Source organism: Brevibacillus sp. YAE8, from assembly GCF_057543335.1.
This window is the reverse complement of the sequence record NZ_BAAIYG010000001.1, coordinates 151,711-165,757: the sequence shown is the minus strand read 5'-3', so window position 1 is coordinate 165,757 and position 14,047 is coordinate 151,711. Positions and strand designations below refer to the sequence as shown.

Below are 14,047 nucleotides of genomic sequence, written 5' to 3'. Positions count from 1 at the left end.
GACGGGTACCTGGGCGCATTCGCCGGGACCCGTTCCTTTTTATATAAGGGCAACTAAGGCTGCGCCACAGGCTTGGCGCAGCCAAGTTTTCTAATCCAGAAGGGGGAAAAGCAGACGATGAATGGAACCACCCAGACGAAGCCTGACGATGTCGAAGAAAGACTGAAAGCGATTTGGACAGATGTGCTGCAGCGAAGCGACGTGGGCATTCATGACAATTTTTTCGCGATTGGCGGCCACTCGCTAAAAGCGCTGGAGCTGGAAGTCAGAATCGGCGTGGAGTTCGATCTCGAAATCTCGCTGGAAAACATTTTCCAGAACCTCACGATCAGCGAGCTGGCAGAGTATATCCGCCGTTCGCAGGACGACGCGCGCTCTTTTATCAAGCCTGCGCCGGACAGACCTTACTACCCTGTTTCCTGGACGCAAAAAAAGATGTTCTTTGCCTATTTCGACGGGCTAGACAATGCTGTGATCGACCTTCGCAGAGTGCCGCAGGAGATCGAGCCTTACGAACTAGAGAGAGCTTTTTCGTACATAATCAAAAGGCACAAACTGCTGCGTACCACCGTTGGCATCAAAGACGATGCGGTCGTCCAGTTCGTTCACGACGAGGCGGTTGCGGATTCTTTTCGCCTGCATGACTGGGAGGCCCCCGAGGAACAAGCGTTGCAGGAGGAGTTCATTCGCCAATGCGTGGTCGAAATCAGTCAGCCGTACACGCTCGACCAGCTCCCGCTCTTTCGCGTTGGCCTCGTCCGCTTGCCGCAAGAAGGCAGCCTGTTGATCCTGCATTTTCACCATATTATTTTCGACGCCACTTCCCTGCAACTGGTGTATCACGAGCTGGCGTGCATCAGCCAGGGGCGTCTATTGCCCCAGCTCCACTTGCAATACGTCGATTATTGCGTATGGCAAAACGAACTCGAAAAGTCGGAAGCGCATCGGGAAAAGAAAGCTTTTTGGCTGGATCTGTTTGGCGACGAGCTGCCCGTTCTGAATCTGCCGCTTGATCGCCCCCGTAGCCATGGCCTGATTTCCACTTACGGACACAAAAACTTCTTTTTGAGTGAACAGACGGCAAAGGCCATTCAGACCGCCGCCAAACAGTATCAAGTCACGCCCGGCATTTTCCTGACGGCCATCTACGGCCTGCTGCTTGCCAACTATTGCGGGCAAACCGACATCACCATCGGGATGTTATCTTCCCGCCGCTACAGCGGACTCGAAAACAGTATCGGCGTGTTCATCCGCACCGTCCCGATCCGCTTTCAGGCTGCCGCAGAGCAGGCGTTTCCCGACTATTTGCAACAGGTCAAGCACAGCCTCATCCGTTCGCTGGAGCATCAGGAGTACGACATCGACGAGCTGGAGGAGACGATCTGCCGCCAGCATGGCGTGTCGAGGACAGAACATCCACTGTACCGCGTCTCGCTGAACATTCACACCGAGATGGAGTCGGTTACGGAATCAATCATCGGAGGGGAACAGGATACGCTGCAGAGCGGCAATGCGCAAGATATTGCCTGCGGCGTCTATTTTCTCGACTCGGGAGCGATCTGCCTGAACATGGAGTACAACATGGAGCTGTTCGAGCCAGCCACGATTCAGCGAATGGGCGAACACTTCAGCGTTCTGCTGGAAGCGGTTCTCGTGCAGCCAGAGCGCAAGCTGGGAGCGTACAGCTTGCTGACAGAGGCAGAGCGGCAGCAGATTTTGCACTTTTTTAACAAGGAAACGGCTGATTTGCCCGCGGAACAAACGTTGCAGGCGATCTTCGAACAACGCGCCGAACAGTATGCGGACAAGCTCGCGGTCAGTTGCGCCGAGCACGCGCTTACATACCGGGAGTTGAACCAAAGGGCCAACCAACTGGCGCGAGCGCTCGTGGAAAGAGGCGTCGGCCCCGGCGTAACGGCAGGCGTCATGTTGGAGCGGTCTGTCGACATGATGGTCGCGCTTTTAGCGGTCTGGAAGGCGGGCGGCGCGTATGTGCCGATCAGTCTGGACTATCCGCCAGAGCGGGTGACGTTTTTGCTGGCGGACAGCCAGGCCAAAGTTGTCCTCGTTGACCGGGACGCGCGAGACAGCAGCCCGCAGGCGAAGTCGCTGTACTTGAACGTAAAGGAGCCAGCCATCTATTCCCGGGATGACGCCAATCTGGCGCCGAGAAGCGGCCCCGCCGATCTGGCCTATATCATGTACACCTCCGGCTCGACCGGCCAGCCAAAAGGCGTCATGATCGAGCATCGTTCCGTCCTCAACCGGATCGCCTGGATGCACAAGCAGTTTCCGATCACAGCCGACGATTGCACGTTGCAAAAAACGCCGTTTACGTTCGATGTTTCCGTCTGGGAGCTGTTCGGATGGTATTTTCACGGCGCGCGCGTCTGCTTCCTTGCTCCCGGTATGGAGCGAGATCCCGAAGCCATTCTCGCCACGATCGCTCGCGAGCGCATCACGCTTTTGCATTTTGTGCCCTCCATGTTGAGCAGCTTTCTTTCCTATGTAGAGCCGCGCATGGAGCAGGAAGCAGCGCGGCTGGTAAGTCTGCGCTTTTTGTTTGCGAGCGGCGAAGCGCTGCTACCGAGCACCGTTAACAGCTTCAACCGGATGGTCCACGCGCGAAACGGCGCACGCCTCATCAATTTGTACGGCCCGACTGAAACCACTGTCGAAGTTTCGTGGTTCGATTGCTCGGAAAACTACGGGAAGCAGCCTGCGCGGACGACGATTCCGATCGGCAAGCCGATCGACAATATTCGCCTGTACGTAGTGGATCAGACAGACTCGCTCCAGCCGATTGGCGTCGCAGGCGAGCTGTTGATTTCCGGGATCGGGGTAGGAAGAGGGTATGTGAACCAGCCCGCGATCACGGCGCAAAAATTTGTCGACGATCCTTGGAGCCCCGGCAGCAAAATGTACCGGAGCGGCGATCTCGTCCGCTGGATGCCGGACGGCAACATCGAGTATCTCGGTCGCATGGACGAACAGGTCAAAATCAGGGGCGTGCGCATTGAATTGGGCGAAATAGAAAACGCGCTGCTCGAACTTCCAGAGGTTGAGGCCGCTGCAGCCGCGATCAAAACGAGCGAGGCAGACCAGAAGCTGCTCTGCCTGTACTACGTGCCCAGAGACAAGGTCGAGCCGGATGAGCTGAAACGCTATCTTGGCAAAAGACTGCCGCGCTTCCTCGTCCCGGATGCGATTATGGCGGTCAAGGAGATTCCGTTGACGGCCAGCGGAAAAGCAAACCGAAAACTGCTGCCCACTCCTGCTGTCGCAGTCGACATCAGCGCGGATGAACTGCCTGTCAGCGAGCTGGAAAAGAAGCTCGCGGCGATTTGCCAAAAAGTGCTGCATATCGAGCAGCTTGGCGTCCGTACCAACCTGTTTTCCGTCGGGGCCAACTCGCTGAAAATCATTTTGATTGCCGCGCAAATTCGCCGGGAGATGAACATGGACATTCCCGTCAGCGACGTTTACACCAAGCCGACGATCGCGGAAATCGCTGCTTACCTGCAAGCAGAGGCGCTGCCGGCATCGGCTGGCGACGATCACGACCTCGTTCTCATCAACAAAGGGTCTGCCGAGTCCCCACCCTTGTTTTTGATTCACGATATTAGCGGCAGCATCGACGCCTATTTTGAGCTGGTCCACCACCTTGGCGACCGCTTCACTTGCTACGGTATTCCGGCAGAAAGGAGCGACGGCGAGCGAAGCCGGGAGATCACCATCGAAGCGCTGGCAACGAGCTATCTGGAAAAAATCAAAAAGGTCCAGGGCGAAGGTCCGTACAATCTGGCGGGCTGGAGTCTCGGGGGACTGCTCGCTTTTGAGATCACGAGACAGTTGGAAGCCGACGGGGATGAGGTAGAGATGCTCGTCCTGATCGATTCTTCTCCGCCGCTTTTGCACCAGCACCTTCAGCACCCTGACCCGGCGGTTGTCGCCTCCTTCCGCCAGCAGATGGCGCAGATGGTCACGGCGGCAGAGTGGATCGCCCGGTTGGAGCAGGAAACGACGTTGTACGGCTTGTACAAACAGGTGGCGCAGTACATGGAGCACCACCACCTGACGTATGAAGCGCTGGAAGCCGTGCTGCCGAAAGAGGTGATGCAGGCGATTCCGGCCTATGCCTACGGCGAGCGCACCGATTTTTACCGCTACGTGCATTTGTTTCTTGATTTGCAACATGCGTATGTTCATTACCAGCCGCCGCGAAAAGTTTTTGCCCAGGCGCACCTGGTCAGAGCGCAGAAATCTGCCATCGCGGAAGACAAGTGGAACGGCTTTTTCTACCGTCCTGTCAGCCGGCATGAAGTGGCGGGAGATCACTACTCGATCTTCAAAGAGCCTGCTGTGCGGGAAATGGCCTCCCTCTTTGCAGTGATTGCCCCCGAGCGCGGGTGATGGGAGCCTCTTATTTGAGAGAAAAGGAGCGCAAATGATGATCGAGAAGCTTGCTGGTGCTGCCAACAGGAACGGCCATCTACCGGTCGGCGTCGAGCAGTCGGCGTCTGATTGGCAAGTGGATGAATACTGGAAGACTATACTGCAAAACCGTACTCATGCATTAAATTTGCCGCTGGATTTTGTGCGGCCAGCGGTGAAAGGCGGGCAGCGAGACGCCGTCACGTATAAAACTACTTTGGCGTTACAACGGGAGCTTGCGCTTGCTGCCGAAAACGAAGCGGTATCCGTGGAAGTCGTTTTGCTCGCTGCGCTCATGCTGCTGCTCGCGAAATATACGGGCCAGGAGTATGTGGTCGTAGGCTGGACGTCTAATTCTGTGCAACATGCTTGCGGTGGCAGCGAGACAGCTTGCACGACGGTAGTCGCTGGTTGCGTGGAGCAGAGCCGTACATGGCGCGAGTTTTTGGCGGCAATCGAGCAGACGTGCTTGCAGGCGCGCGCCCCGAAGCGGTTTTCGTACGAGCAACTGGTGGACACAATGGATGTGGACCAAGACGCGAGCAGAAATCCGCTCTTTGACGTACGCCTCAAACAGCGCCATACCGAAACAGCGCGGCAAAAGGATGATTTCGCGCTCGGCTTCGACGTGGAGCGTGACGGCATTTCTTTGCGAATCGAGTATGATGCAAACCTCTTTTTCGCAAGCACGATGGAGCGGTTGCTGCGCCACTACGTCAACCTGCTGACAGAGCTGGTGCGGGATGGCGACCAGCGACTGGCGGACGTGGACATGCTGTCTGCCGACGAGCGCGAGCGGCTCGTCTACGGCTGGAACGAGACGGCTACGGCCTATCCGTCTGCGCAAAGCATCGCACACATGCTGGAACAGCAGGTCGAGCAGCGCCCGGAAGACATCGCCGTCGTGTTCGGCGAGCAAAGCCTTACGTACAAGCAACTGCACGCACAATCCAACCAGATCGCCCACGCCTTGCACCAGAGAGGCATCGGCGAAGGGGATGTTGTCGTCGTTATGGCGGAACGCTCTCTGGAGCTGATTACGGGCTTGCTTGGCGTGCTGAAAGCAGGCGCGGCTTACACCCCCGTCGACCCGGGCTATCCGGCAGAACGGCTGCGCTACTTGCTGCGCCATTCCCAAGCGAAGCTGTTGCTCGTCCAGCGCGCGGTACAGGACCGAATTGCCGACACAGACGCCGAGGTCGTCGCCGTGGAAGATTTGCTCGCGGCGGGGTGGCCAAGCGACAGCTTGCCGCTGCCGTACGACCCGGAACGGCTGATGTACGTACTCTATACGTCCGGCTCCACGGGAAATCCAAAAGGAGCAATGATTCGCGCGCACGCGTTCGTCAATTTGCTGCATTGGTACACGCGAGAATTTTCGCTCGGGGAAAACGACCGGATGCTGCTCATCGCTTCTGCCAGCTTTGATCTCGCGCAAAAAAACTTGTACGCGCCGCTCATCACCGGGGGACGGCTGGTGCTGTTCGAGCCTGGCCTTTACGACTACGAGCAAATGGCAGCCACCATCGAGCGCGAAGGGATTACGGCGATCAACTGCACGCCCAGCGCGTTTTACCCGTTGGTAGATGCGAGTGCGGACGACGATTATGCAAAGCTGAAAAGCTTGCGCTGGGTGTTTTTGGGCGGCGAGCCGATCCATATGACCCAGCTCGCGCCGTGGCTGCGCAGCGCCAAATGCCAGGCGGAAATCGTCAACACGTACGGGCCGACGGAATGCACCGATATTGTCTCCTACTACCGCATTCATGGAAAAGACTGGCAGGGGGAAACCAATCTGCCCATCGGCAAGCCGATTGACAACGTCCGGCTGTACGTCGTGGACAAAGACATGCGCCTCGTCCCGGAAGGGCTGGAAGGCGAGCTGTGCATCGGCGGCGTCGGGGTGGGGCTTGGCTATTACAACGCCCCGGAGTTGACAGAAGAACGGTTTGTGCAGAGCAGCGAGCTACCCGAACAAGTCGTGTACAAGACAGGAGACGTCGTGAAAAGACTGCCGGACGGACAGATCGTGTTCATCGGCCGGGTCGACCACCAGGTCAAAGTGCGCGGCTTCCGCATTGAGATCGAGGAAATCGAGAAAAAGCTGCTCGACCACCCGCAAGTCAAAGAGGCGGTCGTGACCGCAGTTCAGGACGCCGGGGGAGATACGAGCTTGCGCGCCTATGTCGTGCCCGCGTCGTCGCTGACTACCGAGCAAGTTTACGATTATTTGCATGCAGAGCTGCCCGGCTACATGGTTCCGCAGTTTGTCATTTTGCTGGAAGCGTTGCCGCTGACGCCAAACGGCAAGGTCGACCGCAAAGCGCTGCCTGTGCCGACCGAAGAACAGTCACTAGCTGAAGAGACTCATGCGGAGGACCATGCCGGGCCCGAAACGCTGCAAGACGAAACCGAGCAGCAACTGGTGAAGCTGTGGCAAGAAGTGCTCGGCATCCGCAAGGTAGGTCGGCAGGACAGCTTTTTTCGCTTGGGAGGGCATTCGTTAAAAGCAGTCGCCCTGCTCTCGCGCATCAAAAAAACGTTTGGGGTGTCGCTTCCAATCCATACGTTGTTCCGCCAACCGACAATCCAGCAGCTTGCGGAAGTCATCCGCCACTCTCCGAAAACGAGCGTTGCCTCGATTCCGGCAGCAGGGGGGCAGGAGTATTACCGGCTTTCCTCGGAGCAAGAGCGGCTCTACGTTTTGGAGCAGTTCGAACACGTCGGCACGGCTTACAACGTCCCGTGGGCCACTGTTGTGTACGGGCCATTCGATGTTGCGCGCTGCCAGCAAGCGTTTGACGCACTGAGCCTCCGGCACGAATCGCTGCGCACCTGCTTCGAGCTGGTCGGGGACACGGTGTTGCAAAAGGTGCTGCAAAAAGTAGACGGCTTTTTTACCTATACGGAAGCAAACGGAGCAGAGCGCGAGCAGCCGGAACAACTGATTCGCCCGTTCATCCGCCCGTTTGATCTTAGTGTCGGCCCGCTGTTCCGGGTAAACGTAGTCCGGCTGGGTGCGGATGAGCACTTGCTGTTTTTGGACATGCACCACATTGTTGCCGACGGTATTTCGCTCCAGATCGTCCTCCAAGAGTTTGCCGCCTTGTACGAAGGCAAGACGCTGGAACCATTGCCAATGCAGTATAAAGACTATGCGAACTGGCAAGGCAACCGCCGGGAGACGTTGCAGTCCCAAGAAGAATATTGGCTCGACGTGCTGCAAGGAGAGCTTCCCGCGCTGAACTTGCCGCTCGATTACCCGCGACCGCCACTGCAAAGCTTCGAGGGAGACAAGGTGACGGCTCGCCTGGATAGCTCCCTAGCCCAAAAGCTGAGGCAGATGGCGGAGGACACAGACTCCACGCTGTACATGGTGCTGCTGGCGGCCTATGATGTCCTGCTGCACAAATATACGGGGCAAACCGATATCGTCGTAGGCTCTCCGATCGCGGGCAGGCCGCAGCCCGAATTTGAACGGCTTGTCGGCATGTTCGTCAACACGCTGGCCTTGCGCAGCTTCCCGCAGCCAGACAAGCCGTTTCGCGACTTTTTGGCCGAAGTGAGGGAAAGCTGCCTAAAAGCGTACGAACACCAGGAATGGCCGTTTGAAAAACTGGTCGAGAAGCTGCAACCTGTGCGCGATTTGAGCCGCAATCCGCTGTTTGACACGATGTTTGTCCTGCAAAACATGGAAAACGCTCTTCCAAGGCTGCCAGGAGTCGAGCTGGTTGCTTTGCCGATCAACAATCGGGCGGCCCAGTTTGACCTCATGCTGGAAGCCGTCGAACAAGAAGACGGCTTCCAGTTGAATCTGGAGTTTTGCACGAAGCTGTTTGCCACCCGCACGATGGAGCGGCTGCTGCGCCACTACGTCAACCTGCTGACAGAGCTGGTGCGGGATGGCGACCAGCGACTGGCGGACGTGGACATGCTGTCTGCCGACGAGCGCGAGCGGCTCGTCTACGGCTGGAACGGGACGGCTACCGCCTATCCGTCTGCGCAAAGCATCGCACACATGCTGGAACAGCAGGTCGAGCAGCGCCCGGAAGACATCGCCGTCGTGTTCGGCGAGCAAAGCCTTACGTACAAGCAACTGCACGCACAATCCAACCAGATCGCCCACGCTCTGCACCAGAGAGGCATCGGCGAAGGGGATGTTGTCGTCGTCATGGCGGAACGCTCTCTGGAGCTGATTACGGGCTTGCTTGGCGTGCTGAAAGCAGGCGCGGCTTACACCCCCGTCGACCCGGGCTATCCGGCAGAACGGCTGCGCTACTTGCTGCGCCATTCCCAAGCGAAGCTCTTGCTCGTCCAGCGCGCGGTGCAGGACCGGATTGCCGATACAGATGCCGAGGTCGTCGCCGTGGAAGATTTGCTTGCGGCCAAGTGGCCGAGCGACAGCTTGCCGCTGCCGTACGACCCGGAGCGGCTGATGTACGTACTCTATACGTCCGGCTCCACGGGAAATCCAAAAGGAGCAATGATTCGCGCGCACGCGTTCGTCAATTTGCTGCATTGGTACACGCGAGAATTTTCGCTCGGGGAAAACGACCGGATGCTGCTCATCGCTTCTGCCAGCTTTGATCTCGCGCAAAAAAACTTGTACGCGCCGCTCATCACCGGGGGACGGCTGGTGCTGTTCGAGCCTGGCCTTTACGACTACGAGCAAATGGCAGCCACCATCGAGCGCGAAGGGATTACGGCGATCAACTGCACGCCTAGCGCGTTTTACCCGTTGGTAGACGCGAGTGCGGACGACGACTATGCAAAGCTGAAAAGTTTGCGCTGGGTGTTTTTGGGCGGCGAGCCGATCCATATGACCCAGCTCGCGCCGTGGCTGCGCAGCGCCAAATGCCAGGCGGAAATCGTCAACACGTACGGGCCGACGGAATGCACCGATATTGCCTCCTACTACCGCATTCATGGAAAAGACTGGCAGGGGGAAACCAATCTGCCCATAGGCAAGCCGATTGACAATGTCCGGCTGTACGTTGTGGACAAAGATATGCGCCTCGTCCCGGAAGGGCTGGAAGGCGAGCTGTGCATCGGCGGCGTCGGGGTAGGGCTTGGCTATTACAACGCCCCGGACTTGACACAGGAACGGTTTGTGCAAAGCAGCGAGCTACCTGAACAGGTCGTGTACAAGACAGGAGACGTCGTGAAAAGACTGCCGGACGGGCAGATTGTGTTCATCGGCCGGGTCGACCACCAGGTCAAAGTGCGCGGCTTCCGCATTGAGATCGAGGAAATCGAGAAAAAGCTGCTCGACCACCCGCAAGTCAAAGAGGCGGTCGTGACCGCCGTCCAGGACGCCGGGGGAGATACGAGCTTGCGCGCCTATGTCGTGCCCGCGTCGTCGTTGACTACAGAGCTAGTTTACGATTACTTGCATGCAGAGCTGCCCGGCTACATGGTTCCGCAGTTTGTAATTCTGCTGGAAGCGTTGCCGCTGACGCCAAACGGCAAGGTCGACCGCAAAGCGCTGCCTGTGCCGACTGCGGAACTGGCGCATGCGGCAGAACAAACGGGGGAACAAGCTGAGGAACAAGCTGCCCCTGAAAAACGCGAAATCGAGCAGCAACTGGCGAAGCTGTGGCAAGAAGTGCTCGGCATCCGCAAAATCGGTCTTGAGGACAGCTTTTTTCGCTTGGGAGGGCACTCGTTAAAAGCGGTTGCGTTGCTCTCGCGGATCAAAAAGGCATTTGGGGTGTCCATCCCGATTCCGACCTTGTTCCGAAAGCCTACTGTCCGACAACTTGCAGAAGTCATCCGGCAATCGCCACAAACTGCCCAATCCCAGTCTCAATCCGACCCTGTAGCGACTCCGCGAGCAGGCAAGCAGAGGGATCAGACGTATTATCGGCTTTCCTCCGAGCAAGAGCGGCTCTACGTTTTGGCGCAGTTCGAGCACGTCGGCACGGCTTACAATGTCCCATGGGCCGCTGTTGTGTACGGGCCGTTCGACGTTTCGCGTTGTCAGCAAGCGTTTGCCGCACTTAGCCTCCGGCACGAATCGCTGCGCACTTGCTTCGAGCTGGTCGGCGACAAAGTGTTGCAAAAGGTGCTGCAAAAAGCGGACGGCTTTTTTACCTATACGGAAGCAAACGGCGCAGAGCGCGAGCAGCCGGAACAACTGATTCGCCCGTTCATCCGCCCGTTTGATCTTGGTGTCGGCCCGCTGTTTCGGGTAAACGTAGTCCGGCTGGGCGCGGATGAGCACTTGTTGTTTTTGGACATGCACCACATTGTTGCCGACGGTATTTCGCTCCAGCTCGTCCTCCAAGAATTTGCCGCCTTGTACGAAGGCAAGACGCTGGAACCATTGCCGATGCAGTACAAAGACTATGCGAACTGGCAAGGCAAGCGCCGGGAGACGTTGCAAGCCCAGGAAGCGTATTGGCTCGACGTGCTGCAAGGAGAGCTTCCCGTGCTGAACTTGCCGCTCGATTACCCGCGACCGCCGTTGCAAAGCTTCGAGGGAGACAAGGTGACGGCTCGCCTGGATAGCTCCCTAGCCCAAAAGCTGAGGCAGATGGCGGAGGACACAGACTCCACGCTGTACATGGTGCTGCTGGCGGCCTATGATGTCCTGCTGCACAAATATACGGGGCAAACCGATATCGTCGTCGGCTCTCCGGTCGGCGGAAGACAGCAGCCCGAATTTGAACGGCTTGTCGGCATGTTCGTCAACACGCTGGCCTTGCGCAGCTTCCCGCAGCCAGATAAGCCGTTCCGCGACTTTTTGGCCGAAGTGAGAGAAAGCTGCCTGAAAGCGTACGAACACCAGGAATGGCCGTTTGAAAAACTGGTCGAGAAGCTGCAACCTGTGCGCGATTTGAGCCGCAATGCGCTGTTTGACACGATGTTCGTCCTGCAAAACATGGAAAACGCCCTTCCCCGCCTGACAGGAGTCAAGCTGGTTGCTTTGCCGATCAACAATCGGGCGTCCCAGTTTGACCTCATGCTGGAAGCGATCGAACAAGAAGACGGCCTCGAGTTGAATCTGGAGTTTTGCACGAAGCTGTTTGCCACCCGCACGATGGAGCGGCTGCTGCGCCACTACTGCCATCTGTTGGAGGAACTGGTCCAAGATACCGACCAGCGACTGGCAGACCTGGACATGCTCGCCGCAGACAGGGACGAGCCTCTCATTTACGACCGCGGCCACAACCTGACGACGGATTCAGCCGATCCAGTGCGGAGCGCGGCACACCTGCCGCAGCGAAAACAGCAGGCCGAGCATCCGGAGAAAAGCGCCGCCGTGCCCGGCGAGCGTCAGGCGAGCATAAATCCGCTGCCTGCTTTGGAAGCAGCGGAAAAGCGTCCGGATTACCCGGCATCGTCGGCGCAAAAACGGTTGTTCATGCTGGATAAACTGCTGGGAAGAAGCACTGCCTACAACGTCCCTGTCATCCGCAACATCAATGGCAGAGTGGACAGCAAGCGGCTGGAAAAAGCGCTACAGGGGCTTGTCGAGCGGCATGAATCACTGCGGACGGCGTTCCAACTGGAAGTGGAGAGCGGTGCGCTCCGGCAAAAGGTACATTCCGCTGTTCCATTTGCGTTTCCGGTTTACGCGCTGACAGAGGCAGAAGCCGCAGAGATGATTCGCGATTTTGTCAGGCCGTTTCGTCTTGACAAAGCGCCGCTGTTCCGCGCGGCGCTGATCGAACTGACGGACAAAAAAGAGAGCATCCTCATCCTCGACATGCACCATACGATAACAGACGGCCTGTCTGTCGGGATCATGCTCAAAGAATTGGCAGCGCTGTACGAGAACAGGCAACTGGAGCCTCTTAGCCTTCACTATAAAGACTACGCCGTCTGGGAAAGCCAGCTCATGCACACGCAGGAGTGGAAAAAGCAGGAAGCATACTGGCTGGAACGATTCAAGGAGCCTGTCCACCCGGTGCGATTGCCGTTCAGCCGCCCCCCGGCCTTGACAGCAGAGGCGACATCGCGGACGCTTCATTTTTCCTTGGAAGAAAATACGGCGACAGCGCTGCAAAATCTCGCTCACTCGACAGAGACAACTTTGTTTATGGTCATGCTGGCTGCCTTTACCGTCCTGCTGTCCAGGCTGTCTGGGCAGGACGACATTGTCGTCGGTACGCCCATTTCGGGAAGACACCGCGAAGGGCTGGAAAATATCGTCGGGATGTTTGTCAACACGTTGGCTATTCGCAACCAGCCACGAAGCAGCCAGTCTTTCCTGACGTATTTGCACCAGGTAAAAGAGCGCCTGCTGGACGCATACGAAAATCAGGACTACGCCTTCGACCAGCTTGTGGACAAACTGAACGTCCCGCGCGAGATCAACGGAAATCCGCTGTTCAATGTCATGTTCCAGTTTGCGCAGCACGACGAAGCGGAAACGATCGACGGGCTGAAGCTGCAAGCTGTCGAGTACGACGGTGCACCAGGCAAGTTCGATCTGCATTTCGTCGTCGTGCAGGAAAATCAGCGCGCCCTGCATCTGGAAATGACGTACCGGGAAGCTTATCTCCCGGATGAGACAGCGCGGGAGTTTCTTGCGCATTTTCACGGCCTGGTTCAGCAAATCGTCCGGGATGTGCAGCAGGACGGAAAGGAAGAGATTGCGACGCCCCATCCTTGACAACCACAGCATATAGACAAAATCCCGCCTTTTGCCTGGGCGGGATTTTTTTCGTTCATTTATGGTGGTTTTCTTGCTGATTACTAACGCGTCAATACCGGGCACCAACAGCGATTCGCCAGCTACCACCGCGCCTAGATGCCACCGCACAGGGGACAAAAAGGTAGCCCCAAGGTGCCGACTTCCTTTATCGCTGCCACCAACCCACCAGCCTAACCACCACGACCATACAAACAAGTCGCTTTTCCCACCTGTTTTTGGCATAATATACCATAGCCAACAACAGCAACAACTCACCCCGAAAAGCAGACGGCCAAAAACTTACGATCGAGCCAAAATGCTCAACCTGGCTGGAAAAAAGCAAACTCGCACAGGAAAGGAACGGAAGAATGAATAGTAACGCGCTGTTTCACGAGTTTCCGGTCTTGAAATCAGACCATTTGATCCTGCGGGAGATTGAAGATTGTCACCTCGAAGAACTGTATGAAATTTACAGCAACGACAACGTCTTTGAGTATTGCGGCATCATTCCCAAGCACAAAAAAGATACCGTCCTGACCATGATCGGGCATTTCAAAAGAGATTACTTGAAAAAGTCGAGAGTAAAATGGGGGATGTTTCCCGCTCAGCAAAGCGAGAGATTGGTCGGCATTATCGAAGCGTTCGAGTTTAACCAGCGTGTAAACATGGCGACAATCGGCTACTTTCTGGCCGAAGCGCACTGGGGAAAAGGCTTTGCCTCCGAGGCGGTCCAAATGGTCGTGCGCTTCTTGATGGAGGAAGTCAACGTGAACAGAATCCAGGCAGAGGTCATGCCGAAAAACGAACCGTCCAAACAAGTATTGCGCAAAAACGGCTTCACCCTGGAAGGAACGCTCAGACAGGCAGCCCTCTGGTCAGGCAAAGGGATTGTCGACCTGGAAATCTACGGCTTGCTGCAGGAAGACTATCAAAAGCGGCAAACGAGATAGCGGCATCGCGCAGTCAGGCCAC

Annotated in this window: 3 protein-coding genes; all 3 read left to right on the top strand. The window is 57.0% G+C overall.

The features are described 5' to 3' along the window. Positions 1-117: 117 nt before the first annotated feature. The 3 genes from AC27IT_RS00560 (at position 118) to AC27IT_RS00550 (ending at position 14,025) form a co-directional block, all read left to right on the top strand. The gene (locus AC27IT_RS00560; protein ID WP_487091443.1) at positions 118-4,413 is read left to right on the top strand and encodes a non-ribosomal peptide synthetase; all 4,296 of its coding nucleotides are present in this window, start codon (positions 118-120) and stop codon (positions 4,411-4,413) included. Positions 4,414-4,450: 37 nt separating this feature from the next. Continuing rightward, a complete protein-coding gene (locus tag AC27IT_RS00555) occupies positions 4,451-13,054 on the top strand; it encodes an amino acid adenylation domain-containing protein (protein WP_487091441.1) in 8,604 nt (2,867 codons plus the stop codon). 389 nt (positions 13,055-13,443) lie between these two features. Further along, the gene (locus AC27IT_RS00550; RefSeq protein WP_025844093.1) at positions 13,444-14,025 is read left to right on the top strand and encodes a GNAT family N-acetyltransferase; all 582 of its coding nucleotides are present in this window, start codon (positions 13,444-13,446) and stop codon (positions 14,023-14,025) included. Positions 14,026-14,047 lie beyond the last annotated feature (22 nt).